Here is a 26481-nt window from a genome sequence, read left to right as displayed (position 1 = left end):
GGGTGACGTCCCCAAGTACGCCGGTCGTGACGACCGGCTATCCGTGGCCTATCGAAAGCACCCGGCTCGCCAACGGCCTGCGCGTCGTTGTCAGCGAGGACCGGAGTGCGCCGGTCGTGTGCGTCAACCTGTGGTACGACGTGGGTTCGCGGCATGAGCCGGACGGGCAGACCGGCTTCGCGCATCTCTTCGAGCATCTGATGTTCGAGGGGTCGGTGCATGTCAAGAAGACCGAACACATGCGGCTCGTGCAGGGTAACGGCGGCTCGCTGAACGCCACCACCAACCCGGACCGCACCAATTACTTCGAGAGCATGCCGTCGGAGCATCTGGAGCTGGCGCTCTGGCTCGAGGCCGACCGGATGGGCGGGCTGGTGCCCGCGCTGACTCAGGAAACTCTGGACAACCAGCGTGAGGTCGTCAAGAACGAGCGGCGCCAGCGCTACGACAACGTTCCGTACGGTGACGCCTGGCTGCGGATGCTACCGCTGCTTTATCCGCCCGGCCATCCCTACCACCACTCGACGATCGGGTCGATGGAGGATCTGAACGCGGCCGCGCTGGAGACGTTCCAGGCGTTCCACCGGCAGTACTACGCGCCCAACAACTGTGTGCTGACGGTGGCCGGGGATGCGAGCCCGGCCGAGGTGTTCGCGCTGGCCGAGAAGTACTTCGGTGTCATCGAGCCGGTTTCGGCGATCCCGCCGGCGCCGTCCGGGCACCTTGCGGGCCCGGCTTCCGAGCCGGTGCGGGAGACGGTCACCGGTCCGGTTCCGGCTCCGCGGATCTATCAGGTTCATCGGACGTACGCGTTCGGCACCGCCGGATACGACACGATCACCGTGCTGGCGACCGTGCTCGGGAACGGGCGGGGCAGCCGGCTCTACCAGCGGCTGGCCGACGGGAAGCGGATCGCGCAGCCCGACTACATCGGGTCGTACGGGGTGGATCTGGCGCACGCGCCCGCGCCGCTGATCATCACGGCGACGGCGAAGGACGGCGTCGACGTGGACACGCTGGAGGAGGGGCTCAACGAGGTGATCGGCAGCCTGACCAGCGAGCCGGTGACCGAACAGGAGCTGGCCCGGGCCAAGGCGCTGCTGACGACCGCGTGGTGGCGGCAGCTGTCCACGCTGGGCGGCCGCGCCGACACGCTCGGCCGTTACGCGACGCAGTTCGGCGATGCGACCACCGCGGCCTACCGGCTGCCGCAGTGGCTCGCGGTGACCGCCGACGACGTGACCGACGCCGCCGCGTACGCCCTGAAGCCCGAGTCCCGGGTGACCCTGACTTACCTGCCTGAGGAGAAGCCGTGACGCTCATCGCCACCCGACCGGATTCGGGATCGCCGCGGCCTTACCAGTTCCCGACTCTGCAGCGGGTGACCGTCGGCGGCGGCACCGTGATCGCCGCCCATCTGCCGGGCCAGTTGCTGGCCAGTGCTCTGCTGCTGCTCGACGCCGGTGCGGCCCGCGAGCCGGACGGCCGTGAGGGCACCGCGACCGTGCTGGCGAAGTCGCTGGAGGAGGGCACGAAGTCGCGCGACTCCACGGCGTACGCCCTGGCGCTGGAGGGTCTCGGCGCCGCCCTGGCGCCCTCGGTGGATTGGGACACCTTCCGCGTCGGTCTGTCGGCGCCGGTGCCGCAGTTGGCCGGCGCCGTGCGGCTGGCCGCCGAGGCTGCCCGCACTCCCCGGCTCGATCCGGCCGACGTGACCCGGGTTCGCGACGACGAGGTGACCGCCCTGCGGATGGATTGGGCGCAGCCCGGTCCGCGGGCCGACGCCGCGTTGCGGGCCGACCTGTTCGGCGCCGCCGAGCGGTACGGCCGGCCGCTGCACGGCGATCCGACGTCGGTGGCCGCCGTGTCCGTCGACGACGTGCTCGCCTTCCACCAGCGGTGGATGCTGCGGCCGGGTGTGCTGCTGGTGGCCGGCGACCTCGACTCGCTCGACCTCAAGGAGCTGGGTGAGGCCGCGTTCGCCGGCACGTCGGGCGATCCGCTGGCGGTCGAAGCGCCGCTGGGTGTTCCGGTGCGCGGCGAGCGCCGGACGATCCTGGTCGACCGGCCGGGTTCGGTGCAGTCGACGCTGCGGATCGGGCATCGTGCGCCGGAGCGGGCGACCCCCGACTACGTGGCGATGACGCTGGCCGCGACCGTGCTCGGCGGTGCTTTCACGTCCCGCCTCAACCATCTGATCCGCGAGGTGAAGGGTTACAGCTACGGCATCCGCGGCAGCTATGCGATGACCCGCCGGTTCGGCCGGTTCGAGGTGGCGGCCGGCGTGCAGACCGCGGTCACCGTCCCGGCGATCATCGACACGCTGGGCGAGATTGCCCGCACCGCGCTGGACGGGGTGACCGAGGAGGAGCTGGCGGTGGCCCGGTCGTGGCGGGCCGGCCAGCTGTCGGTGGAGATGCAGACGCCGGGTTCGATCGTGAACGCGTTGAGCACGCTGGTCGTGCACGGCCTGCCCGACGACTACTACGCGACCTTGCGCCGCGATTACCTGGAGGCGTCGGTCGGGCAGGTGTCGGCGGCCGCCCAGGCGCACCTGCATCCGCGGGGGCTGACCCTGGTGATCGAGGGCGACGCCGCGGTGATCCGGGACGAGCTGGCGGCGGCCGACCTCGGCGAGCTGGTCGATTCCGGCATCTGACGGTTCACCCGTTGGGGGCGGCCGCGCGGCCGCCCCCGGCGACGGGGGCAAAGCTACGGTCGCGCCATGAAAATCGGGCTGTGGGCGCTGATCCTGCCGGGCCTGATATGGGCGGTGCTGCGGCTGCCGGGCTGGGAGCGCGGATTCCTGGTGCAGGCTTTCGCTTTCACGCCGTACGTGGCGGCGTGGACCGTGGTTCCGGCGATCGTCGCGCTGGCCACCCGGCGCTGGACAGCGGCGGGTCTGGCGGTCACTGCCGTCGCGATCATGGCGTGGTGTGTGCTGCCGCGGGCTCTGCCCGACCGGGACAGAGGCCCAGCGGACGGTAACGAGCTGACCGTCATGACGATCAACATGTTCGTCGGGGCGGCCGACCCGGCCGCGATCGTCAAGCTGGTCCGCGACCACGACGTGGCCGTACTGGCCGTGCAGGAGTTCTCGCCGACGGCCCGCATGGGGCTGAACAACGCCGGTCTGGACGCGCTCCTCCCGCACGCCGCGCTGGCCGACGAGGTGGGCACTACCGGTTCCGGGCTCTACTCGCGCTACCCGATCACCGCGTCGCATTCGGAGCGCAGCGGCGGCGGCAACATGCAGGTCTACGCGACCATCCAGCCGCCGGGCACCAGAACGCTCGATGTCGTCTCCGCCCATCCGCTGGCGCCCTATTCCACCAAGGTGCTGAAGCTCTGGAAGGGCGACCTGGCCGCGGAACCACGCGTCGACATCCTCCTGGGAGACTTCAACTCCACTCTCGACCACGCCCCGGTGCGCCGGCTGATCGCGCGCGGCTACCGCGACGCCGCCGACGCCACCGGCCGGGGCCTGATCGGCACCTGGGGTCCCTACGACGGCAAACCCGTCCCGCCGGTCACGCTCGACCATGTGCTGGCCGACAAGCGGATCGGGGTCAAGGACGTGCGGGTGCACGGGGTCAAGGGCAGCGACCACCGGAGCGTGATTGCCACGCTGGTAGTGGCAGGCGGCAACTAGCTTCGGTCACCATGAAGATCATGACCTGGCTGCTCGTGGTGCCCGGACTCGTCTGGGCCGTACTTCGTATGGGCGGCTGGGATCGCGGCATCCTCGTCCAGTTGCTCTCGTTCACCGCCTACGTGGCGGCCTGGTCCTGGCTCCCGCTGATCTTCGCGCTGGCCCGGCGGCAGTGGCTCGCCGCGGCGGTCGCGCTGGTCGCGGCCGGTGCGCTGACGGTGGCGGTGCTGCCCCGGGCGCTGTCCGCCCGGATCACGCCGGCCGGGGCCGGGGTCGGAATCCAGGTGATGACCTCGAACATGCTGCTCGGCGGCGCCGACCCGACCGCGATCGTCGACCTGGTTCGCGAGCACGACGTCGACGTGCTCGCGGTGCAGGAGTTCACGCCGGAGGCCGAGACCGGGCTCAAGGCGGCCAGGCTCGATCAACTGCTCCCGTACTCGTCGCTCGCGCCGGTGCCGGGCGCGGGCGGCTCCGGCCTCTACTCACGGTTTCCGATCACCGATCCGGGCGCCGGGCGGAACGGCGGCGGCTTCCATCAGGCGTACGGGACGATCGCGCCGCCGGGAGCACAGCCGCTGCTCGTCGAGTCGGCTCACCCGGCCGCGCCCTCGGCGGTGAGCATGCTGAAGGACTGGCGCGCCGACCTGCGGGCCGAGCCGCACGCCGACCCGCGCGGGACGGCCCGGGTCCTGCTCGGCGACTTCAACGCCACGCTCGACCACGCCGAACTGCGGGACCTGATCGCGCACGGCTACCGGGACGCGGCGGCCGTGGTCGGCCGGGGGCTGGTGCCGACCTGGGGCATCTACCACGGACCCCGCCACTACCCGCCGATCACGATCGACCATGTGCTCGTCGACGAGCGGATCGGCGTACGGGAAGTGCAGGTGCACCGGATCCCGCGGAGTGACCACCGCGCGGTGTTGGCCTGGCTCACCGTGCCGGCCGTGGCCGCTACGCCGGAGGCGAAATGAGCTCGCGGCTTTCGCCAAGCGGAGCTAAGGTCGGCGGCATGCGCAGCAGCTTTGTCACGACGACGCCGGGGACACCCGGCGCCCTGATTCGCTGACACAGCTCCGCTGCTTTCAGCGTCCACACGGCCCCGGGCGAGATGCCCGGGGCCGTGTCGCGTCTCCAGGGGTCCCGCTGGGCCATCACCTCAGGAGACTTGAAATGTCTGTCGACCACCGCAAACTCGGCCGCGAACTCGACCTGTTCGACTCCGATCCACTGATCGGGAGCGGCCTGCCGCTGTGGCTGCCGGCCGGGGCGGCCGCCCGGCACGAGGTCGAGGCGTACCTCTACGACCTCGAGCGACGTAACGGCTACCAGCACGTCTATTCGCCCGCGATGGGCAAACGCGCGATGTACGAACTGTCCGGCCACTGGCGCAACTTCGCCGACGACATGTTCCCGCCGATGAACCTGGGCGGCGGCGACGACCTGGTGCTCCGGCCCAGCCTCTGCCCGCATCACGCGCTGATCTTCAAGTCGCGCCAGCGGTCCTACCGCGACCTGCCGCTGCGCATCGCCGAACTGGGACCGATGTACCGCGCCGAGCGCTCGGGCGTACTCGGCGGGCTGCAACGGGTGCGGTCGGTGCAGCTCAACGACGCCCACATCTTCTGCCGCCTCGATCAGGCCGGCGACGAGGTCGCCGCGGTGGTCCGGCTGATGCGGGTCGCTCACGCCGCTCTGGGCGTACGCGTTGCCGCCGTGCAGTTGTCACTGCGCGGTGACTCGGGCAAATACGCCGGCGACGAGGACGGCTGGGTCCACGCCGAGAAACTCCTGCGGGAAGCCCTCGACGCGGCCGGCCAGCCCTACTCGGAGGCACCGGGCGAGGCGGCGTTCTACGGGCCGAAGATCGATGTGGAGGTGGAGGATTCGGCCGGTCGGCGGTCGACCCTCGCCACCGTCCAGATCGACTTCCACCAGCCGGCCGCGTTCGACCTGAGCTACTCCGGCCCGTCCGGCAGCCGCGATCGCCCGGTCATGGTGCACCGCAGCCTGGCCGGCTCGATGGAACGGCTCTTCGCCCACCTGATCGAGGTGCATTCCGGTGCTTTTCCCGCCTGGTACGCCCCGGTGCAGCTCGCCGTCATCCCGCTGGTGGACTCTTCCGGCTTCGCCGATCGGGCCATCGCGGCCGGGGTGCGGGTAGAGGTGCTGCATGAGGGGTCGGTCGGACTCCGCATTCGTGCGGCTGCTCAGCGGAAGATCCCGTACGTCGCGGTGATCGGAGACCGCGAGGTTTCCTCCGGCGAGGTCTCCCTGCGGCTGCGCGACGGCCGGCAGATGCCGGCCGTCGCGATCGATCAGGCGATCTCCGCGGTGGCCCGCGACAGGCCGTAGGTCAGCGCGTCGACCAGCGACACCCAGCTGGCCTCGACGATGTTCTCGTGCACTCCGACGGTCGTCCACTCGCGGTGGCCGTCGGAGGTCTCGAGGAGCACCCGGGTGACCGCGTTCGTCCCGTGGCTGCCCTCCAGGATGCGCACCTTGTAGTCGCTGAGCTCGAACGTCTTCAGCTGCGGGTAGTGCTGGAAGAGGGCGACGCGCAGGGCCTCGTCGAGGGCGTTGACCGGGCCGACACCCTCGGCGGTGGCGATCACGCGCTCGCCGCGTACGCGGATCTTGACCGTGGCCTCGGACATGATCGAACCGTCTTCCCGGTGCTCGGTCAGCACCCGGTACGACTCGAGCGTGAACGGCCGCGCTACGGCCTGGCCCGGCAGTTCCGAACGCACCAGCAGCTCGAACGACGCGTCGGCGGCCTCGAACGACCACCCACCCGCCTCGAGGTCCTTCACCTGCTTGGTCACGCTGGTCAGCGTGTCCGGGTGGCCGGCCAGGTCGAGACCGAGCTCACGACTCTTGAGCTCGATGCTGGCCCGGCCGGCCATCTCCGTCACCAGGATCCGCATGTCGTTGCCGACAACCGACGGGTCGACGTGGTTGTAGAGCAGCGGATCCACCTTGATCGCGCTCGCGTGCAGACCCGCCTTGTGGGCGAAGGCCGCGGCCCCGACATAGGCCTGGTGGGTGTCGGGGGCGATGTTGGCGATCTCGGCGAGCGCGGTCGACACGCGCGTCGCCTTCTCGAGGCATCCGTCCGGTAGGACCTTCAGCCCGAGCTTGAGTTGCAGGTTGCTCACGGTGGCGAACAGGTCGGCGTTGCCCGGCCGCTCTCCGTACCCGTTGGCGGTGCACTGGAAGTGCTTGACCCCCGCCTCGACCGCGGCGACCGTGTTGGCGACCGCGCACGAGGTGTCGTTCTGGCAGTGGATGCCGAGCCGGTCGGCACTCACCTGAGTGCGCTCGACCACTTCGTTGATCGCCTTGGTGATCATCGAGGGGAGCATGCCGCCGTTGGTGTCGCACATGACCACCCGCTCGGCGCCCGCCTCGGCCGCGGCCTTGACCACGCTCGCCGTGTAATCCGGGTCGTAGCGGAAGCCGTCGAAGAAATGCTCGCAGTCGACGAAGACCCGGCGGCCCTGTGCCCGGAGATGCCGGACCGTGTCGCGGACCATCTCCAGGTTTTCCTCGCCGGTCGTGCGCAGCGCCCGCTCGACGTGCCGGATGTCGCTCTTGGCCACCACGCAGACGACCGGGGTCTCGGCGTCGAGCAGCGCCTGCACCTGGCCGTCGGCGGCCACGTCGACGCCGGCCTTGCGGGTCGCGCCGAACGCGACAAGCACCGCGTTGGTCAGCTTCAGCTCGGTGCGGGCCCGCTGGAAGAACTCGGTGTCCTTCGGCATCGCGCCCGGCCAGCCGCCCTCGATGAAGCCCACGCCGAACTCGTCCAGCAGCCGGGCGACCGCGAGCTTGTCGGCGACCGTGTAGCTGATGCCCTCGCGTTGCCCGCCATCGCGCAACGTGGTGTCGAAGACCTGGTAGTCCATGGCGCTGGTTCCCTTCGAGGTGTTGGTGCGACCAACAAAAAGACCCCCTGCGGATGCAGGAGGTCAGCGCGGCGGCGAGTCTTCAGCCGGCGCGCTAGGTGCCAATAATGAGCACGTTGCAGGTCACGGAATGAAGCATGCCACTAACGGCCGCCGTGGGAAGCGTTGTTCCACCTTTCGAGACTAGGTTGGTGGCGTGGTAGCCGATTCATACCCCCGGAATCTCGGTTTCTCCGCGACATACAACTTCCGCGACGTCGGCGGATACACCGGCCTCGACGGCCGGAAAGTGCGCTGGCGCCGCCTCTTCCGCTCGGACGCGCTGCACCGGCTCGACTCGTCGTCGTCCTCCGACGCCTTCGTCGCCCTCGGTGTTCGCACCATCGTCGACCTCCGGCGGCCCTTCGAGATCGAGAAGTACGGCCGGATCGCCGAACGCTACGGCCTCGACTACCGCAACGTCGTGCTCCAGCACGTCGACTGGGAAGAGGTCGGCCATCCGACCGGCGTCGACCACGAGCGCTGGCTGGCCGACCGCTACCTCAACTTCGCCGAGGACGGGCGCGCGGGACTGCTCGGTGCCCTGCAGGTGATCGCCGACCCGTCACTTGCCCCGGTGGTCGTGCACTGCATGGCCGGCAAGGACCGCACCGGCACGGTGTGCGCGCTCACCCTGTCGCTACTCGGGGTGTCCGACGAGGACATCGCCTCCGACTACGCGCTGACCACGTCGGCGATGGAACCGCTCACGGAGTACCTACTGCAGAAAAACCCCGAAGCGGTACGCGGCAACGAGCACATGTTCGACTCCCCACCGGAAGCGATGCGCCTCTTCCTCGACGACTTGCGCGCGCTGCACGGCTCGGTGGAAGGCTTCGTCCGCGAGATCGGCCTGACCGACGCCGAGGTCGCGTCGATGAGATCCCACCTGCTCGAGCCCTAGGTAAACTGCCCCAGCGCCGCCATCGCCCGGTCGTAGGTGCCGCGGTAGCCGGCGCTTTCGGTGGCGAAAAACGTGCCGGTCATCAGGTTGCTGGTGATGCCCCATTCGACGCCGTACCGCGGGCTGGGGTCGAGCAGGTCGCAGATGACGGTGCCGCTCCCGGTCTCGGCCCGGCGCCGGGTGCTGTCGGTCGGGGTCTCGGACTCCGGCTTGCCGCCGCGGTCCCGTCGGGCGCTGCCGCCGCGGTCCTCTCGGGCGCTGCCGCCGCGGTCCCTTCGGGCGCTGCCGCCGCGGTCTCCTGGGGCGCGGCCACCGCAGTCCCCGCTGCCGTCGCCTTGTTCGGTTCCGCGGGAGGGACCACCGCCTCGGCCGCCTCATCGGGCGCCCCTACCACCTCCTGCGGCCGGGACCGCGGCGCGGCGTCTGCATCGCCCGGTGCGTTGGCCGCGCGTTTCGGGTCCGCTTCCTTGGCCGGGGCGGGCGCGGGCTCCACCGGGCGGGGGCGCCGGTTCGGGTTGCGGGCCACGAACAGGTCGCCGCGCAGGCCGAACTCCCACTTGCTCGGCGTCTGGTAGGGCGTCAGCTCGCGCACCCGGTCGTACACGTAGTCGTAGAGTTCGCCCAGCGCAACGTTCCCGTCCTGGTCGCGATCGGCGTCGCCGTGCGGATGCCCTCGACCAGGGCGCCCGCGAACACGGACGGCGTCGCCTCGCCGCCGGCCAGTTGGGCGCCCTCGAACTGTTACTCCATTGCGGTCGAGGCCGTGATCACCACGCGCCCGCGGCCCGGCTGCCGGAACTCGTCGCCCACGTCGACCGGGCCGGCGGCGCGGGCCACCACACCGCGTTCGAACGCGCCGCCGTAGCAGCAGTACCACGCGCTGGGCCCGGCCGTGGGGTCGCCGAGCACACCGGCCAGCGCGTCGGCGCCGGCAGCGGGCGCCGCCAGACGGTGCAGGGCGGCATGGTCGTAGCTGTCGACCGCGACCACCAGGGCAAGCCGTCGATCGGTCATGCCCCAGCATCCGCGCAGCTCCCGGCGCCTGTCGCCGCCTGGTCGGGCATCCGTCAGAGGACCCGGTGCACCCACCCGAACGGGTCGGCCGCGCGGCCGCGCTGGATGTCGACCAGCTCCTTGCGCAGGCCCATGGTGACGTCGCCGGAGCTGCCGTCGGCGACCTGGAACTCGTCGTCCGGTGTCTTGACCGTGCCGATCGGGGTGATCACCGCGGCGGTGCCGCAGGCGAACGCCTCGCGGACACGGCCCGACTTCGCGCCGTCGCGCCACTCGTCGAAGCTGACCGAGCGCTCCTCGACCCGGCGGCCGGCCCGGCCGGCCAGCTTGATGACCGAGTCGCGGGTGATGCCGGGCAGGATCGTGCCGGTCAGCGGCGGCGTGACCAGGGTGCCGTCGTCGAGCACGAAGAAGACGTTCATGCCGCCGAGCTCGTCGACGTACTTGCGCTGCACCGCGTCGAGGTAGACGACCTGGTCGCAGCCGTGCTCGATGGCCTCGGCCTGCGCGGAGAGCCCGGCCGCGTAGTTGCCGCCGCACTTGGCCGCGCCGGTGCCGCCGGGCGCCGCCCGGGTGAAGTCGGGGCTGACCCAGACCGACACCGGCTTGACGCCGCCCGAGAAGTAGGGGCCGACCGGCGAGGCGATCACCAGGTAGAGGTATTCGAGGGCGGGCCGCACGCCGAGGAAGACCTCGCTGGCGTACGCGAAGGGGCGCAGGTAGAGGCTGCCCTCCTCGCCCGGCGGAATCCAGTCGTTGTCGATCTTGATGATCTCGGTCAGTGACTGCAGGAAGACCTCGGACGGCAGCGCCGGCATCGCCATGCGCTGGGCCGACTGGGCGAACCGGGTCGCGTTGGCGTCGGGCCGGAACATCGCCACGCCGCCGTCGTCGAGCCGGTAGGCCTTCAGACCCTCGAAGATCTCCTGCGCGTAGTGCAGGACGGCGGACGCCGGGTCGACCGCGATCGGCGCGCGGGCCTCGACGCGGTGGTCGTACCACCCTTTGCCATCGGCGTAACGCACGGTGACCATGTGGTCGGTGAAGATGCGGCCGAAACCGGGATTGGCCAGCAGCGCGGTGCGCTCGGCGGCTCCTACGGGCGCCAGGTTCGGACGGATCTCGAAATCGAGGTGGTCACCACCGCTCATGACAAAAGGACCTGCTTTCTGGCGAAAAGTCGAGGCGTGCGTAGGGCACCCGTAGTGCTCCACGAAAATTTACCCCGAACGCTCGTTAAAACAACGGGCGCGGGGATCTCCGGCGGCTGCGGCCCGAGAGTGGCGGCCCCGAGAGCGCAGGCTCAGAGAGCGGCGGCGACCCGGTCGCCGACCTCGGCGGTACGCAGGGAGGTGCCCGGCGTGCGGGAGGCCACCTCGGCCGCGACCGCCTCGGTTACCCGCCCGGCCTCTTCGTGGTGGCCCAGGTGCTCGAGCAGCAGTGCGGCGGAGAGGATGGCCGCCGCCGGGTCGGCGATGCCCTGGCCGGCGATGTCGGGCGCCGAGCCGTGCACCGGCTCGAAGGTCGACGGGTATTTGCGCTCCGGGTTGACGGAGCCGCTGGCCGCCATGCCGATGCCACCGGTGACGGCCGCGGCGATGTCGGTGAGGATGTCACCGAAGAGGTTGTCGGTCACGATCACGTCGTACCGCTGCGGGTTGCTCACCATGAACATGCTGGCCGCGTCGATGTGCTGGTATTCGGTGGTGACCTCGGGGAACTCGGCGGCCACGGCGGCGAAGGTGCGCGCCCAGAGACTGCCGGCCTTGGTCAGCACGTTGGTCTTGTGGACCAGGGTCAGGTGGCGCCGGTCGCGGCGCTGGGCCCGGGCGAACGCGTCGCGGATGACCCGCTCGACGCCGTGCCGGGTGTTGAGGCTCTCCTCGGTCGCGATCTCGGCCGGGGTGTCCTTGTGGAGCACGCCGCCGGCGCCGACGTAGAGGCCCTCGGTGCCCTCGCGGACACAGACCATGTCGATCTCGCCCGCCTTCACGCCGGCCAGCGGGCTGGTGGTGCCGGGCCAGAGGCGCGAGGGGCGCAGGTTGACGTACTGATCGAAGTCGAACCGCAGCTTCAGCAGCAGACCGCGCTCGAGGACCCCCGGCGGGACGCTCGGGTCGCCGATCGCGCCGAGCAGGATCGCGTCGTGCCGGGCCAGTTCCTCCTGCACGGCCTCGGGGAGCACCTCGCCGGTGCGGTTGTAGAAGCGGGCACCCAGGTCGTAGTCGTCGAACTCGGTGCCGGGCAGCACGGCCTCGATCACCTTTTGAGCCTCGGCCGTCACCTCGGTTCCGATGCCGTCGCCGGCCACCACCGCGATTCGCGCCACGCTCACGTTGTGCTCCCTCGTCCACCGTTCCGACGCACCAGGCTAACGCTTAGGTCTCGCCTTTCGGTACGACGGTCCCACCAAGTGAACGTTAAGGGTGCTTAGCGGACAGCCCCCGGACCGCGGCAAACGATCACGGGGGCTGTAGCGACGATGACGCGTGGCTCGGTCTCGCCGGTGCACACCACGCGTCGCAAGCGGACAAGTCACCCGAAGACCGTCCACCCGCTGTGTCGCGCGGCACGGACAACGCTAGCGATGCGGACTAATGACGCGCAAGACGCATCCCCCGCGTGTCGCCGCGCTGGTTTGGCCAATGACTGGGCAGTGATGGCACCATGCGCCGGTGAGTTTCGACCTAGTGGTGTGGGCGATGGACGCCACGGATCGGCCCGAAGCCGTGCGGGACGCCAACGCGCGGTGCGTGCGCGGCGAGCACCCGCAACGCCCGGCCGACCCTCGCGTCGTCGCCTTCTATGATGCCCTGACCAGCGACTATCCCGACCGCGGCCCGCGTGCCACGGCGCCCGGTTCACCCTGGGCGGTCGCGCCGCTGCACGCCGCGGCCGACCACATCTGGATGCGCCTCGACGAGAGCTGCCCCGACGTGGTCCTCGAGACGATCGAGAGACTGGCCGGCGAGCTCAACCTCGACCTGCTCGACCTGCAGGACGGCACGGTCTACCCACCGGCCCGGGTCCGCTGATCACTCGCCGCGGAGGTCGACGATGCTCCCGCGCGCCGAGCCGATCTCGGCGGCGACGGCGGAGAGCAGCTCCGCGTCGACCGAGGAGTCGACGGTCAACGTCATCAGGGCCTCGCCGCCCGCCGAGCGCCGCGCGACCTGCATCGCCGCGATGTTGACGCCCGCCTCACCGAGGATCGTGCCGATCGAGCCGACCACGCCCGGCCGGTCGGGATAGCGGAAGAAGAGCAGGACCCCGTCGGCGGTCAGGTCGAGGTCGAAGTCCTCGACGCCGGTGAGTTTGCAGATCTCGCGGGGGCCCGAGGTGGTCAGGATGCCGGCGACACTGACCGTACGGCCGTCGGGCAGCGCGCCGCGCACCGTGACCAGGTCTTGTCCCGCCTCGTCGTCGGAGACGACGAGCTCGACCTCGACCCCGCGGTCGGCGGCGAGCTGAGGTGCGTTCACATAGGTCACCCGCTCGTCGACCACCGAGGTGAACAGGCCCTTGGTGGTGGCGAGCCGGAGCACCCCGACGTCGTGCGAGACGATCGCCCCGCTCACCTCGACCGTGACGCTGGCGGCGACGCCGCCGGCCACCGCGGTGAAGACTTTGCCGAGCTTTTCGGCCAGCGTCAGCAACGGGCGTACGTCCTCGTCGACCACCCCGCCGGCCTGCACGTTGACCGCGTCGGGCACGAACTCCCCCTGGAGCGCGAGCTTGACGCTGCGGGCCACCGACAGCCCCGCCTTGTCCTGCGCCTCGCTGGTCGAGGCACCCAGGTGGGGCGTGCAGACGACGTTGTCGAACTCGAACAGCGGCAGCCCGGTCGCCGGTTCGGTGGTGTAGACGTCGAGGCCGGCGCCGGCCACCCGCCCGTCGCGCAGCGCGTCGGCGAGCGCCTGCTCGTCGATCAGTCCGCCGCGGGCCGCGTTGACGATGCGGACGCCCGGCTTGACCGTGGCGAGTTCCTTCTCGCCGATCAGGCCGACCGTCTCCGGGGTCTTGGGCAGGTGCACGGAGATGAAGTCGCTCTCGCGCAGCAACTCGTCGAGCCCGACCAGCCGCACCCCGAGCTGAGCCGCCCGCGCCGGCTGGATGTAGGGGTCGTAGGCGATCAGGCGGGTGCCGAACGCGGCCATCCGCTGGGCGAACAGCACCCCGATGCGACCGAGCCCGACCACCCCGACGGTCTTGCCCTGGATCTCGACGCCGGTGTATTTGCTGCGCTTCCACTCGCCCCGCTTGAGCGAGGCGCTGGCGCTCGCGGTGTGCCGGGCGACCGACAGCAGCAGCGCGATCGCCTGCTCGGCGGCCGAAACGATGTTGCTGGTCGGTGCGTTGACCACCATGACGCCCCGCGCGGTGGCCGACGGGACGTCGACGTTGTCGAGCCCGACCCCGGCCCGGGCGATCACCTTGAGGCGGCCGGCCGCCGCGACGACCTCGGCGTCGACCCGGGTGGCGCTGCGGACTATCAGCGCGTCGGCCTCGGCCACCTCGGTGAGCAGGGCGGCCCGATCGGTGCCGTCGACGTGCCGCACATCGAAGTCGTAGGCGAGCACGTCTATGGCGGACGGGGCGAGCTCCTCGGCGATCAGGACGACGGGGGTCACATGCGCCTCCAACCGGGCGTTTTACGCTCAGACCGACCGCCGTTGGCCGCCTTTGCGCGAATCGTAGGCCGGTCCGGACGCTCACCGTCAGATCATCGGAGAGTGACCGGCATCACACCGCGCGTACGGAAAATGCCCGGGCCTCCGCGGAGGCCCGGGCATTCTCGAAAAGCTTCGATCATGCAGTTTCGGTGATCGGGCGGTCGACCCAGCTCATCATGTCGCGCAGCTTCTTGCCGGTGACCTCGATCGGGTGCTGGGCGCCCTGCTCGCGGTACTTGGTCATGAGCGGGCGGCCGTTGTCGTCGTCCTCGATCAGCTCGCGGGTGAACTCGCCCGACTGGATCTCGGCGAGGATCTTCTTCATCTCCTCCTTGACCGACGCGTTGATCACGCGCGGGCCGCGGGTGTAGTCACCGAACTCGGCGGTGTCCGAGACGCTGTAGCGCATCCGGGAGATGCCACCCTCGTACATCAGGTCGACGATCAGCTTGAGCTCGTGCAGACACTCGAAGTACGCGATCTCGGGCGCGTAGCCGGCCTCGGTGAGCACCTCGAAACCGGTCTGCACCAGCGCCGCGGTGCCGCCGCAGAGCACGGCCTGCTCGCCGAACAGGTCGGTCTCGGTCTCCTCCTTGAAGGTGGTCTTGATGACGCCGGCCCGGGCGCCACCGATCGCCTTGGCGTACGAGAGAGCGAGCGCGAGGCCGTCGCCGGTCGGGTCCTGCTCGACCGCCACCAGGCAGGGGACGCCCTTGCCGTCGACGTACTGGCGGCGGACCAGGTGGCCCGGGCCCTTGGGGGCGACCATCGCCACGGTCACGTCGGCCGGCGGCTTGATCAGCTCGAACCGGATGTTGAGGCCGTGGCCGAAGAAGAGCGCCTTGCCGGCGGAGAGGTTCGGGGCGATCGACTCGGTGTAGATCTTGCGCTGGGCGGTGTCCGGCGCGAGCACCATGATCACGTCAGCCCAGGCCGACGCCTCGGCCGGGGTCTTGACGGTCAGGCCCTGCTCCTCGGCCTTGGCCCGGCTCTTCGAGCCCTCCTTGAGGCCGACGACCACGTCGACGCCCGAGTCACGCAGCGACAACGAGTGGGCGTGACCCTGGCTGCCGTAGCCGATCACGGCGACCTTCTTGCCCTGGATGATCGAGAGGTCGGCGTCGTCGTCGTAAAAAACTTCCGCGGTCATTTTGAATCCTTTGAGATTTCAGTCTGCTTAGGGCGGTGGGTGGGCGGTCGGACGGCTTTCAAAGGTGTGTCTCAGGCGGCGCGGAGCGCCGGGCCGGTCGTGATGGAACGCGAGCCGCGGCCGATGGCCACGAGGCCCGACTGGACCATCTCCTTGATGCCGTACGGCTCGAGGTCGCGCAGCAACGCATCCAGTTTGTCGGGATCACCGGTCGCCTCGATCGTGAGGGTGTCCGGGGCGACATCGATCACCTTCGCCCGGAACAGCTCGACCGTCTCCAGCACCTGCGTGCGCAGCGCGCGATCGGCGCGCACCTTGACCAGCAGGAGCTCACGCTGGACCGACTGCTGCGGGTCCAGCTCGACGATCTTCAGGACGTTCACCAGCTTGTTGAGCTGCTTGGTCACCTGCTCCAGGGGTGAGGAGTCGGCGTTGACCACGATCGTGATGCGGGAGACGTCCGGGTTCTCCGTTTCGCCCACCGCCAGCGAATCGATGTTGAAACTGCGCCGGGAGAACAGTCCGCTGACCCGGGCGAGGACGCCCGGCTTGTTCTCCACCAGGACGGAAAGCGTGTGCTTGTTCATTACAGATCGTCCTCGTCGAAGTTGGGACGCAGGTCGCGGGCGTGCATGATCTCGTCGTTGCTCGTGCCGGCCGCGACCATCGGCCAGACCATGGCGTCCTTGCCGACCGTGAAGTCGATGACCACCGGCGCGTCGTTGATCTGCATCGCCTGCTCGATGATCTTGTCGACGTCGTCCTTCGACTCGCAGCGCAGGCCGATGCAGCCGAGCGCCTCGGCCAGCTTCACGAAGTCGGGGATGCGGTGCTTGTGGGTGCCCAGCTCGGTGTTGGAGTAGCGGCCCTCGTAGAACAGGGTCTGCCACTGCCGGACCATGCCCAGGTTGCCGTTGTTGATGACGGCCACCTTGATCGGGATGCCCTCGAGCGCGCAGGTCGCCAGCTCCTGATTGGTCATCTGGAAGCAGCCGTCGCCGTCGATCGCCCAGACCGGGGTGTCCTTCGCGCCGACCTTGGCGCCCATCGCGGCCGGGACGGCGTAGCCCATCGTGCCCGCGCCACCCGAGTTGAGCCAGGTGCCCGGCTTCTCGTACGAGATGAACTGCGACGCCCACATCTGGTGCTGCCCGACGCCGGCCACGTAGATCGCGTCCGGGCCGACCAGCTTGCCGATCCGCTCGATCACGTACTGCGGGGCCAGGGTGCCGTCGGTCGGCTCGTCGTAGCCCAGCGGGTAACGCTCGCGGACGTCGTTGAGCGTGCGCCACCAGGCCTCGTATTCGCCCGGGCCGTCGGCGGTGGCCGAGACCGCGGCGATCAGTTCGTCGATCACGTGCCGGGCGTCGCCCACGATCGGGACGTCGGCGTGCCGGTTCTTGCCGATCTCGGCCGGGTCGATGTCGGCGTGCACGACCTTGGCGTCGGGCGCGAACGAGTCGAGCTTGCCGGTCACCCGGTCGTCGAACCGGGCCCCCAGGGTGATCAGCAGGTCCGACTTCTGCAGCGCGTAGACCGCCGGAACCGTGCCGTGCATGCCCGGCATGCCCAGGTGCTGCGGGTGCGAGTCGGGGAACGCGCCGAGCGCCATCAGCGTGGTGACGACCGGGATGCCGGTCATCTCGGCCAGCTTGCGCAGGCCGTCGGTGGCGCCCGCCTTGAGCACGCCACCGCCGACGTAGAGCACGGGGCGCCTGGCCGCCGCGATCAGCCGGGCCGCCTCGCGGATCTGCTTGCCGTGCGGATGCAGGGTCGGCCGGTAGCCGGGCAGGTCGAGGGTCGGCGGCCAGACGAACGTGGTCTGCGTCTGCATCACGTCCTTGGGGATGTCGACCAGGACCGGGCCAGGTCGCCCGGTGGCCGCCAGGTGGAACGCCTCGGCGAGGATCCGCGGGATCTCCTCCGGGGTCTGGATCAGGAAGTTGTGCTTGGTGATCGGCAGGGTGATGCCCTGAATGTCCGCCTCCTGGAAGGCGTCGGTGCCGATCGACGGGCGGGCCACCTGACCGGTGATCGCCACGATCGGGACCGAGTCCATGTAGGCGTCGGCGATCGGCGTCACCAGGTTGGTCGCGCCCGGTCCGCTCGTCGCGATGCACACGCCGACCTTGCCGGTGGCCTGCGCGTAGCCGGTCGCGGCGTGCCCGGCGCCCTGCTCGTGACGGACCAGGATGTGGCGCACCTTGGAGTCGTAGAGCGGGTCGTACGCCGGGAGGATGGCGCCGCCCGGAATGCCGAACGCGACCTCGACACCGAGTGCCTCGAGCGACCGGACGAGCGACCCGGCGCCCGAGGTGGCGACGGGAGAGGCAACGGCCGGGGCCGGGTTGACGGCCGCCGCGACAGTGGCCGGGTTGGCTCGGTGGGCGAGGGTCTCAGGAGTGGGTCTCGTCATGGCAGTTCCGTTTCGATCGGCCGGGCTTCTTTTGAGCATTAAAAAAGGCCCTCGTGCTTAACAGCACGGGACCTAGCGCACTCAGGCCGGTTTGGTTTCGGCCGGAGCGCGCTCACATAAGTACTCGGGTGAAGCACATGCGGCTAACCTTGCCCCATCTCACGCGGTGAGTCAACTGATCCCACATTTTGATCACCGGAGAGTGCCTCGAACGCGGGATCGGTCGGCAAAAGCGCTCTGAGCTGGCGCATTCCCGGTCCGAGCATGACCACCTGGCTTCGGGGTGCGGCGTCCTTCGGGGCCTCTTTCGACGGTGCCGCCACCGGTACGGCCGCCGGGCGCGCACCCGGGCGCAGCGTCTGCAGCTGGGCCTCCAGGTGCTCGGCCGGCACGCCCCAGCCGAACAGCGAGCCCTGCCCGAGACGGCAGCCCGCCTCCTCGACCACCGACCGCTGGGCCGGGGTGCCGATGCCCTCGGCCAGCACCTCGAGACCGAGCCGGTGGCCGAGCCGCACGACGACGTCGACCAGCGGGGCCGCGGTGCCGGTGCGCGACTCCGGTTCGGCCACCAGAGCATGGTCGATCTTGAGAATGTCGACCGGGAGCGTGCGCAGCTGGCCGAGCGACGAATAGCCGGCACCGAAGTCGTCGAGCGCGATCCGGACGCCGGTCGCGCGCAGCTCGGCCAGGCGGCTGATCAGCTCCTCCATGTCGGTCGCGACCGCGTGCTCGGTCACCTCGAGCACCAGACGCTGGGCCGGCACGCCGTAGGTCGCCAGCACATCGGCGACCTGGCCCGCGTAGTCGGCCGCGTGCAGTTCCTTGGGCGACAGGTTGACCGAGACCCAGACGTCGTGCCCCTTGGCCAGCCACTCGGAGAGCTGCTTGCACGCCTGCTCGAGCACCCACGAGCCGATGCGGTTGATCAGCCCCGATTCCTCGGCCACCGGGATGAACTCGTCCGGCCGCACGGCGCCGAGCCGAGGATGGTGCCAGCGCAGCAGGGCCTCGGCGCCGACCAGACGCATCGACGGCAGCGCCACCACCGGCTGGAAGACCAGGCGCAACTCGTTGCGGTCGATCGCATGCCGCAGCTCGCTCACCAACGTGCCCCGGCGACGCAGCAGCTCGTCATAACGCACCTGGTAACGCTCGACCCGGTTCTTCCCGCGCTGCTTGGCGTAGCGCAGCGCGAGATCGGCGTCGCGCAGCAGCTGGCCGGTGTCGGCCACGCCCAGGCTGGCCGACAGGAACACCGCGCCGCCGTCGAGCTCGTAGGGCTCCCCCAGCACGGCCAGGAGCCGGTGCGCGGTGAGCATCGCCTCGTCGGCCGAGCCGCGCATCAGGATCGCGAACTCGTCGCCGCCCAGCCGGGCCGCCACGTCGCCGTCGAGCAGGTTGCGCCGCAGGCGGTCGCCGACCTCGCTGAGCACCGCGTCACCGACGTCGTGCCCGCGCATGTCGTTGACCGTCTTGAAGCCGTCGAGGTCGATGCCGACGAGCACCGACGAGCCGGCCGGCTCGCGCAGCGCCCGCTGGAGACCACGGCGGTTGGCCAGACCGGTCAGCGGGTCGGTGTGTGCCAGTTCGCGGAAGTGAGCCTCGCGCTGGCGGAGCTGCAACGTGTAGCGGCGGACGTCGGTGAGCGCCAGGTATTGCCGGGCCACCAGGGCGAACCCCTCGACCGCGGCCCCGGCGAACGCGTAGCCGTCGAAGGTGCCCCCGCGGGCCAGCTGGTAGCCCAGGGCGGTGACGATGGTGGCCATCGGGAACACCGCGTACGCCCGGTTGCGCTCGACCACGTTGCCGATCGGCCGGACCGGGCGGTCGGCCGCCTTGACCGCGCGGGAAACCACGAACAGCCCGGCCGGCAGCAGCACCGCGCTGAACATCCCGATGAGCGGCCAGCCCTGGCAGATGCTGCCGGCGATGCCGGTCGCCGCGATCGCGACCAGGCTCACCCCGCCGGCCACCCGCACGGTGATGCGCCGGGGCCGGTGGGCGTGCAGCATGAGCTCGCTGGTCAGGCCGAGCGAGATCACCGCGACGGCGGCCGGCAGCAGCAGGGACGGGCAGGCCATCGGGGTGTTGCCGCCGAGGATGCGGGTCGGCGGGGTGAGCAGGGTCCAGCCGGCGAACCACAGGGCGGCCGCGATGATCAGGCCGTCGAGCAGATGGCGCACGGCCGCGCCGGCGCTCTCGGCGGCGCCCGGCAGTGCAGCCGTGCCGGCCAGCAGAACGGTCGTGCCGATCGCCATGCCCAGCGCGACCGCCGCGCCGAGGCCCATCCGGGGCGGGGGCGTGTCGGTCAGGATCGCGCTCAGGACTCCGGCCAGGGCGGCCGCGGTGGCGATCGCGCCGCCCGCGGCCAGTAAGAGATGGGCCCGGCGGGCCGCGCCGGTGTGCCGGCGGCCGGAATCGCCCAGCAGAGCAACGGCGGGCACGGCGACCAGAACGATCGCCAGGCCCGCAAGCTCCACGCCGGACGGTGACTGCACGGGAACACTGTGCCGGATCTCGCAGCGTTTGGGGAGCCCCTGGCGTCTCGCGTTGTGGACGTCCGTGGCCATGGCCCCCGGGTCCGGTGGCACTATGAGGGGATGCCTGACCTGCGTTCCCGGACTTCGACTCACGGCCGGACCATGGCCGGCGCGCGCGCCCTCTGGCGCGCCACCGGGATGACCGACGACGACTTCGGCAAGCCCATCGTGGCGATCGCCAACAGCTATACCCAGTTCGTACCCGGCCACGTCCACCTCAAGGACCTCGGCGGCCTGGTCGCGGACTCGATCGCCGAGGCGGGCGGCGTCGGGCGGGAGTTCAACACGATCGCGGTCGACGACGGCATCGCGATGGGCCACGGCGGCATGCTCTATTCGCTGCCCAGCCGCGAGCTGATCGCCGACGCGGTGGAATACATGGTGAACGCGCACTGCGCCGACGCCCTGGTCTGCATCTCGAACTGCGACAAGATCACCCCGGGCATGCTGATCGCCGCGCTCCGGCTCAACATCCCGACCGTCTTCGTCTCGGGCGGCCCGATGGAGGCCGGCAAGACGGTCGCCATCGAGGGCGTCGTCCACGAGAAGCTCGACCTGATCGACGCGATGACCGCCAGCGCCAACGACAACGTGACCGACGAGCAGCTCGGCACCATCGAGCGGTCGGCCTGCCCGACGTGTGGTTCCTGCTCCGGCATGTTCACGGCCAACTCGATGAACTGCCTGACCGAGGCGATCGGTCTTGCCCTTCCGGGCAACGGTTCGACGCTGGCCACGCACGCCTCGCGCAAGGCGCTCTTCGAGAAGGCCGGCGCGCTGATCGTCGACATCGCCCGGCAGTACTACGAGAACGACGACGAGTCGGTGCTGCCGCGCTCGATCGCTTCGCGCAGCGCGTTCGAGAACGCGGTCGCCCTCGACGTGGCGATGGGCGGCTCGACCAACACGGTGCTGCACCTGCTGGCCGCCGCCCGCGAGGCCGAGCTCGACTTCTCGGTCGCCGACATCGACGCGATCTCGCGCCGGGTGCCGTGCCTGTCCAAGGTCGCGCCCAACTCGGTGAAATACCACATGGAGGACGTGCACCGGGCCGGTGGCATCCCGGCCCTGCTGGGCGAGCTTCATCGGGGCGGCGCGTTGAAGACCGACGTCCGTTCCGTGCACTCGCCCGACCTGTCGACCTGGCTCGACAAATGGGACATCCGCAGCGGCTCGGCCGGCGCGGAAGCGCTCGAGCTGTTCCACGCGGCGCCCGGCGGGGTCCGCACCACGCAGCCGTTCAGCACCTCCAACCGCTGGGCGACCCTCGACACCGACGCGGTCGACGGCTGCATCCGGTCGGTCGAGCACGCTTACACGGTCGACGGCGGGCTCGCGATCCTCTTCGGCAACCTGGCCCCGGACGGCTGCGTCGTGAAGACGGCCGGCGTCGACGAGTCGCTCTGGAAGTTCACCGGGCCGGCCCGCGTCTTCGAGTCGCAGGAGCAGGCGGTCGACGGCATCCTCGGCAAGCAGGTCGTCGAGGGCGACGTCGTGGTCATCCGCTACGAGGGCCCGAAGGGCGGGCCGGGCATGCAGGAGATGCTCTACCCGACCTCGTTCCTCAAGGGGCGCGGGCTCGGCAAGGCGTGCGCGCTGATCACCGACGGGCGGTTCTCCGGCGGCACCAGCGGGCTGTCGATCGGCCACGTCTCCCCCGAGGCGGCGGCCGGCGGGCTGATCGCCCTGGTCGAGACCGGCGACGAGATCACCATCGACATCCCGGGCCGGTCGATCACGCTCAACGTCGACGACGAGACGCTGGCGCAGCGACGGCACGAGGTCGAGCGGCGCACCAAGCCCTACTCGCCGACCGACCGGCAGCGTTCGGTCTCGGCGGCCCTGCGGGCCTACGCCTCGATGGCAACGAGCGCCAGCGACGGTGCCTACCGCAAGGTTCCCGAATAGGTCACGGCCTTCTGACGTACGCCGGCGACGGTCCCGTCCGGGGCCGTCGCCGGCGGCGTTCCGGGCGGATCGCCAGATCGGCGGATCGACGGGTCGACGGGTCGCCAGATCAGCGCGTCCGCGGGTCGGCGGCTCGCCGGGCCGCCGCGTCGGCGGGTCGGTGGGTCGGCGGGTCGCCAGATCAGCGCGTCCGCGGATCGGCGGCTCGCCGGGCCGACGCGTCGGCGGGTCGGGGGCTCGCCGGGCCGGCGCGTCGGCGGGCCGGCGGGCCGGCGGCGCCTGCGAGGTCGGCGCTTTGGGATTTGTCTAAGCACGCAGGTCAACGGGCCGGACGTCATTTGGGTGGCGCAAACAATGACCGACGTCACTCCGGGCGGTGAATTCCGCTTGTCCGGGTAGCGGCTGGTGCGCCGTTACCAGGGCCGGTTCCGGCGGCATCTACATGGGGCTGAGCTGGGGAGATGCGCTGCCCGGGCACGACCGGCCGCTCGGCCGGAAGCCGGGTGCGGCCCGGTTGCGGACGGCCTCTGCCGCAGCCCACGGGGCGATTGTTGCTGCTGTTGGTTGCGGTCTCCTGGCGTACGTTTCAGGGGTCCTCGGTTTTACGTCGATCTTGATCCTGGTAGCGGATTGAGAGCTTTCACACTCGTCTGACACCTGCGGGATTGCTGCTTCGTTTGTGGGTAGTCCCCATGGCGTCGACGAAGGAGTCAGCAATGAGCAGCAGTGCAGTCGCGGCGCCTGCCCACGGCACGCCGCAGTCCCCCTCCGCGCCGGCCGCCGGCGCCTCGTCGTCGCAGCTGAGCCACAAGCAGATCCTGGAGATCCTCGGCGGGCTGATGCTCGGCATGTTCCTGGCCGCGCTCGACCAGACGATCGTGACCTCGGCCATCCGCACGATCGGCGACGATCTGCACGGGCTCTCGGTGCAGGCCTGGGTGACCACGGCCTACCTGATCACGGCCACCATCTCGACGCCGCTCTACGGCAAGCTCTCCGACATCTACGGGCGCAAACGGTTCTTCCTCGCCGCCATCACGATCTTCGTGATCGGGTCGGCGGCGTGCTCGTTCGCGACGTCGATGTACATGCTGGCCGGCTTCCGCGCCTTCCAGGGCCTCGGCGCGGGCGGTCTGTTCTCGCTCGCGCTGGCGATCATCGGGGACATCGTGCCGCCCCGGGAACGGGCCCGCTACCAGGGATACTTCCTCGCCGTCTTCGGTACGTCGAGCGTGCTCGGCCCGGTGATCGGCGGCTTCTTCGCGGGCGCGCACAGCATCCTCGGAATCACCGGCTGGCGCTGGGTCTTCCTGGTCAACGTGCCGATCGGCGTCCTCGCATTGATCGTGGTGGCCAAGGTGCTGCGGATCGAGCACCGGCGCCGCGACCACCGCATCGACTGGTGGGGCGCGATCACCATCTGCATCTGCCTGATCCCGCTGCTCACCGTGGCCGAGCAGGGCCGCGAATGGGGCTGGGGCAGCACCCGGTCGATCGTCCTCTACATCGTCGGCGGCGTCGGGCTGATCCTGTTCATCGTCGCCGAGGCGCTGATGAAGGAGGAGGCGCTGATCCCGCTGCGGTTCTTCCGCAACCGGACGTTCAGCCTCACCGCGGCCGGCGGCTTCATCGTCGGTATGGGCATGTTCGGCGGACTGGCGATGCTGCCGCTCTACCTGCAGATCGTGCGGGGTGCCACGCCGACCCAGTCCGGCCTGCAGCTGCTGCCGATGACCGGCGGCATCATGCTCGGCTCGGTGATCTCCGGGCAGCTGATCAGCCGCACCGGCAAATACAAGATCTTCCCCGTGCTGGGCGGCGCGCTGATGGTCGCCGGCCTGCTGCTGATGCATGAGGTCGGGGTCGACACGCCGTTCTGGCGCACCGGCGTCTTCATGGCGGTGTTCGGGTTCGGGCTCGGCTTCATCATGCAGCCGATCACGCTGGCGGTGCAGAACGCAATGGCGCCGTCCGAGATCGGAGTGGCGACGTCGTCGGCGACGTTCTTCCGGCAGATGGGTGCCACGGCCGGTACGGCGTTCTTCCTGTCGATCCTGTTCTCGACCGTCGGCGACAAGATCGGGCACGCCTTCCGGACGGCCGGACCGGGGCTGCAGCAGGCGCTGAACGACAAGTCGGTGACGGCCAACCCGGCCAACCAGCCGATCATCAACGCGCTGCACGGCGGCGGGGCGGTCAACTCGTCGGCGCTCAACGACACGTCGTTCCTGTCCAAGGTGACGCCGGTGCTGGCGCGGCCGTTCAAGGTCGGCTTCTCCGACTCGATGGACATGATCTTCCTGATCGCGGCAGGCATCCTTGTTCTGGCGTTCCTGTTGTTCCTGTTCCTGCCTCAGCTGGCGTTGCGGTCCCAGTCGGCGGCGGCGGCGCGGGAAGCGCCGGGCCCGTCCCCTTCACCCTCTGATGCGCCGGCTCGTTCCGAGTCCGCGGCTTCTCCCGAGCCTCCTCCGGCGGCCGATCCCGAGATTCTTCGGCCGGCCATCCCGGTCAGCCCGGCTGCCGGGCATCGGCCGCAGACACTGGCCGACGTGCCCGCGCCCGAACACCACGCGCCGGCCGCGTTGTCCAACGAAGCCGTCGTCAGCGGCCGCGTCGAAGGGGCCGACCACCAGCCGGTCGTCGGCGCCACCCTGACCGTCACCGACTTCGGCGGCCGCCAACTGGCGCGATCGGTCACCTCGACCGACGGCTCCTACCGGATGGTGCTGCCGACCGGCGGTTCGTTCCTGCTCATCTGCGCGGCCGAGAACCACCAACCGGCCGCCTCGATGATCACCGTGGCGGCGGGCGAGGTGCGGCGCGACGTGTCGCTCTCCGGCGCCGGCCAGCTCGAAGGCCGCGTCGCCGACCAGGCCGGACGCCCGATCACCGGCGCCGCGATCACCCTGACCGACGCCCGCGGCGAGGTCGTCGCGACCGCGGTCACCGGCGACGCGGGCACCTACGTGCTGCCCGACCTCTACCCGGCCGAATACACGCTGACCGCCACCGCGGACGGCACCCGGCCGGCGGCCCGCACGGTGTCGCTGGGTGCGGGCGGCGACAACCGGATCGACATCGTGCTGGTCACCAACGGGACGCTGGCCGGGGTCATCCGCGCGGCCGCCTCCGGTCAGCCGGTGCCCGACGCCTCGGTGCTGGCGGTCGACCAGTACGGAACCGTGGTCGGCGCCACGGCCACCGGGCCGGACGGACGCTACGAGTTCAGCGATCTGCAGCCCGGGGCGTACACGGTGACGGCCAGCGGCTACGCGCCGGTCGCGAGCCGGGTCCAGCTCGCCGGTGACCGCACCGACCACGACATCCTGCTGGGGGCGCCGTCGTCCAACGGCTCGTCACCGAACGGCTCGGCCAACGGCAACGCCCGGCACGTCAGCGCCTTCGCGGTGCCGGCCGAGAACGGCGGCGAGCGGTGACGAAGCAGGTCACGGGCCAGACGGCGACGTCCGACGGCTGGCCCCTGCCCGGCGCGACGGTCACCCTGATCGGCGCGGACGGCCACCAGATCGGCCGGGCGGTCGCCGACACGAACGGCCGCTTCGCGATGCCGGTCGACGCGAACGGCCCGGCCACGGTGATCGTCGCGGCGGCCGGGCTCGACCCGGTCGCCCGCTCGGTCGCCCTGCCCGGCCACGACCTCGGCACCATCGTTCTGCAGGCGGCCGGCCACGACCGCCTGCCCTCCCCCGGCACGTGGACCATCGACCCGGCGCACTCGATCGTCCGCGCAACCGCCCGTCACCTCGGCATGTCGCGCGTCGAGGGCCGCTTCACCGAGCTCTCGGGCACCGTCACGGTCACCGAGCCGATCGAGAACTCGCACGTAACGGTCGTCATCGAGGCCGCCAGCATCGACACCGGCAGCCGCGACCGCGACACACACCTGCGCTCCCCCGACTTCCTGGACGTCAAGCAGTTCCCCACGCTCCGCTACCGCAGCAGCGGCCTGACCCGCCTCAGCGACGACCATTGGCAACTCGACGGCGGTCTGACGATCCGCGACATCACCCGGCCGGTCAGCCTCGACGTCCGCTACGGCGGCAGCGGCCCGGACCCGTGGGGCGGCACCCGCATGGCCGCCACCGCCACGACCCAGCTGCACCGCAGCGACTACGAGATCAACTGGAACATGGGCCTGCCGGGCGGCCTCACCCTCATCGGACCGACCCTCCGGATCGAACTCGACATTCAGGCGGTCCTCGCTTAGACAGAACCGTGGCAGTCACACGGATCCTGTTGATGCCGGACGCCCC

19 protein-coding genes are annotated in these 26481 nt (G+C 70.4%); 10 read left to right on the top strand and 9 right to left on the bottom strand.

What is annotated here, in order from left to right:
• Window positions 1–2: 2 nt before the first annotated feature.
• The 5 genes from ACIA5C_RS14570 (at window position 3) to thrS (ending at window position 6010) form a co-directional block, all read left to right on the top strand.
• Window positions 3–1316: a M16 family metallopeptidase gene (locus tag ACIA5C_RS14570; protein WP_396054546.1), complete on the top strand. Its 1314-nt coding sequence runs from the start codon at window positions 3–5 to the stop codon at window positions 1314–1316.
• Window positions 1313–2659: a M16 family metallopeptidase gene (locus ACIA5C_RS14565; protein ID WP_396054544.1), complete on the top strand. Its 1347-nt coding sequence runs from the start codon at window positions 1313–1315 to the stop codon at window positions 2657–2659. Before ACIA5C_RS14570 ends, ACIA5C_RS14565 begins: the two co-directional genes overlap by 4 nt.
• 66 nt (window positions 2660–2725) lie before the next feature.
• Complete coding sequence (locus tag ACIA5C_RS14560) at window positions 2726–3652, top strand: endonuclease/exonuclease/phosphatase family protein (protein WP_396054542.1); 927 nt, start codon at window positions 2726–2728, stop codon at window positions 3650–3652.
• A gap of 11 nt (window positions 3653–3663) precedes the next feature.
• Window positions 3664–4629 (top strand): endonuclease/exonuclease/phosphatase family protein, encoded by a 966-nt coding sequence (locus ACIA5C_RS14555; RefSeq protein WP_396054540.1) that lies wholly within the window; start codon window positions 3664–3666, stop codon window positions 4627–4629.
• A gap of 199 nt (window positions 4630–4828) precedes the next feature.
• Window positions 4829–6010: a threonine--tRNA ligase gene (gene thrS / locus ACIA5C_RS14550; RefSeq protein WP_396054538.1), complete on the top strand. Its 1182-nt coding sequence runs from the start codon at window positions 4829–4831 to the stop codon at window positions 6008–6010.
• On the opposite strand, the gene cimA is transcribed toward thrS, so the two are convergent.
• Entirely contained in the window at window positions 5974–7563 is a 1590-nt protein-coding gene (gene cimA / locus ACIA5C_RS14545) for a citramalate synthase (protein WP_396054536.1), read from the bottom strand. The two genes, thrS and cimA, sit on opposite strands and share 37 nt — an antisense overlap.
• Window positions 7564–7759: 196 nt before the next feature.
• Here cimA and ACIA5C_RS14540 point away from each other — a divergent pair, with 196 nt between their 5' ends.
• Complete coding sequence (locus ACIA5C_RS14540) at window positions 7760–8506, top strand: tyrosine-protein phosphatase (RefSeq protein ID WP_396054533.1); 747 nt, start codon at window positions 7760–7762, stop codon at window positions 8504–8506.
• A 741-nt stretch (window positions 8507–9247) separates the two neighbouring features.
• Here the strand turns inward: ACIA5C_RS14540 and ACIA5C_RS14535 are convergent.
• The 3 genes from ACIA5C_RS14535 to ACIA5C_RS14525 form a co-directional block, all read right to left on the bottom strand.
• A complete protein-coding gene (locus ACIA5C_RS14535) occupies window positions 9248–9520 on the bottom strand; it encodes a hypothetical protein (protein WP_396054531.1) in 273 nt (90 codons plus the stop codon).
• A 53-nt stretch (window positions 9521–9573) separates the two neighbouring features.
• Entirely contained in the window at window positions 9574–10671 is a 1098-nt protein-coding gene (locus ACIA5C_RS14530; protein ID WP_396054529.1) for a branched-chain amino acid aminotransferase, read from the bottom strand.
• Window positions 10672–10823: 152 nt separating this feature from the next.
• Window positions 10824–11849: a 3-isopropylmalate dehydrogenase gene (locus tag ACIA5C_RS14525; RefSeq protein WP_396055589.1), complete on the bottom strand. Its 1026-nt coding sequence runs from the start codon at window positions 11847–11849 to the stop codon at window positions 10824–10826.
• Window positions 11850–12195: 346 nt separating this feature from the next.
• Between ACIA5C_RS14525 and ACIA5C_RS14520 the strand changes: the two genes are divergently transcribed.
• Window positions 12196–12555, top strand: a complete 360-nt coding sequence (locus ACIA5C_RS14520; protein ID WP_396054527.1) for a hypothetical protein — start codon at window positions 12196–12198, stop codon at window positions 12553–12555.
• On the opposite strand, the gene serA is transcribed toward ACIA5C_RS14520, so the two are convergent.
• The 5 genes from serA to ACIA5C_RS14495 all read right to left on the bottom strand — a co-directional run bounded on the left by serA (window position 12556) and on the right by ACIA5C_RS14495 (window position 20257).
• The gene (serA, locus tag ACIA5C_RS14515; protein ID WP_396054525.1) at window positions 12556–14151 is read right to left on the bottom strand and encodes a phosphoglycerate dehydrogenase; all 1596 of its coding nucleotides are present in this window, start codon (window positions 14149–14151) and stop codon (window positions 12556–12558) included. It lies immediately after the preceding gene.
• Between the two features lie 178 nt (window positions 14152–14329).
• Entirely contained in the window at window positions 14330–15343 is a 1014-nt protein-coding gene (gene ilvC / locus ACIA5C_RS14510; protein WP_396054523.1) for a ketol-acid reductoisomerase, read from the bottom strand.
• Between the two features lie 71 nt (window positions 15344–15414).
• Window positions 15415–15930, bottom strand: a complete 516-nt coding sequence (ilvN, locus tag ACIA5C_RS14505) for an acetolactate synthase small subunit (protein ID WP_396054521.1) — start codon at window positions 15928–15930, stop codon at window positions 15415–15417.
• Complete coding sequence (locus ACIA5C_RS14500; RefSeq protein ID WP_396054519.1) at window positions 15930–17759, bottom strand: acetolactate synthase large subunit; 1830 nt, start codon at window positions 17757–17759, stop codon at window positions 15930–15932. The genes ilvN and ACIA5C_RS14500 overlap by 1 nt, the downstream gene beginning before the upstream one ends.
• A gap of 143 nt (window positions 17760–17902) precedes the next feature.
• On the bottom strand, window positions 17903–20257 hold the full coding sequence (locus ACIA5C_RS14495) for a putative bifunctional diguanylate cyclase/phosphodiesterase (protein ID WP_396054517.1): 2355 nt from the start codon (window positions 20255–20257) through the stop codon (window positions 17903–17905).
• A 102-nt stretch (window positions 20258–20359) separates the two neighbouring features.
• On the opposite strand from ACIA5C_RS14495, the gene ilvD reads away from it, so the two are divergent.
• The 3 genes from ilvD to ACIA5C_RS14480 all read left to right on the top strand — a co-directional run bounded on the left by ilvD (window position 20360) and on the right by ACIA5C_RS14480 (window position 26435).
• Entirely contained in the window at window positions 20360–22207 is a 1848-nt protein-coding gene (gene ilvD, locus ACIA5C_RS14490; RefSeq protein ID WP_396054515.1) for a dihydroxy-acid dehydratase, read from the top strand.
• Between the two features lie 716 nt (window positions 22208–22923).
• Window positions 22924–25644 (top strand): MFS transporter, encoded by a 2721-nt coding sequence (locus ACIA5C_RS14485; RefSeq protein WP_396054514.1) that lies wholly within the window; start codon window positions 22924–22926, stop codon window positions 25642–25644.
• A complete protein-coding gene (locus ACIA5C_RS14480; RefSeq protein ID WP_396054513.1) occupies window positions 25641–26435 on the top strand; it encodes a YceI family protein in 795 nt (264 codons plus the stop codon). Before ACIA5C_RS14485 ends, ACIA5C_RS14480 begins: the two co-directional genes overlap by 4 nt.
• The last annotated feature ends 46 nt before the right edge of the window (window positions 26436–26481 follow it).

Source organism: Actinoplanes sp. NPDC051343 (assembly GCF_044455125.1).
Taxonomy (GTDB): domain Bacteria; phylum Actinomycetota; class Actinomycetes; order Mycobacteriales; family Micromonosporaceae; genus Actinoplanes.
Note: the sequence above shows the minus strand (reverse complement) of the source record. Positions and strands in the feature narration are given on the sequence as shown.

Excerpts from the sequence above, each read along its gene's own strand:
- ACIA5C_RS14530 (WP_396054529.1), bottom strand. The coding sequence starts at position 10,671 with ATGAGCGGTGGTGACCACCTCGATTTCGAGATCCGTCCGAACCTGGCG.
- ilvC (WP_396054523.1), bottom strand. The coding sequence starts at position 15,343 with ATGACCGCGGAAGTTTTTTACGACGACGACGCCGACCTCTCGATCATC.
- ACIA5C_RS14560 (WP_396054542.1), top strand. The coding sequence starts at position 2,726 with ATGAAAATCGGGCTGTGGGCGCTGATCCTGCCGGGCCTGATATGGGCG.
- ACIA5C_RS14500 (WP_396054519.1), bottom strand. The coding sequence starts at position 17,759 with ATGACGAGACCCACTCCTGAGACCCTCGCCCACCGAGCCAACCCGGCC.
- ACIA5C_RS14485 (WP_396054514.1), top strand. The coding sequence starts at position 22,924 with ATGAGCAGCAGTGCAGTCGCGGCGCCTGCCCACGGCACGCCGCAGTCC.
- cimA (WP_396054536.1), bottom strand. The coding sequence starts at position 7,563 with ATGGACTACCAGGTCTTCGACACCACGTTGCGCGATGGCGGGCAACGC.
- ilvN (WP_396054521.1), bottom strand. The coding sequence starts at position 15,930 with ATGAACAAGCACACGCTTTCCGTCCTGGTGGAGAACAAGCCGGGCGTC.
- ACIA5C_RS14535 (WP_396054531.1), bottom strand. The coding sequence starts at position 9,520 with ATGACCGATCGACGGCTTGCCCTGGTGGTCGCGGTCGACAGCTACGAC.
- ACIA5C_RS14555 (WP_396054540.1), top strand. The coding sequence starts at position 3,664 with ATGAAGATCATGACCTGGCTGCTCGTGGTGCCCGGACTCGTCTGGGCC.
- ilvD (WP_396054515.1), top strand. The coding sequence starts at position 20,360 with ATGCCTGACCTGCGTTCCCGGACTTCGACTCACGGCCGGACCATGGCC.
- thrS (WP_396054538.1), top strand. The coding sequence starts at position 4,829 with ATGTCTGTCGACCACCGCAAACTCGGCCGCGAACTCGACCTGTTCGAC.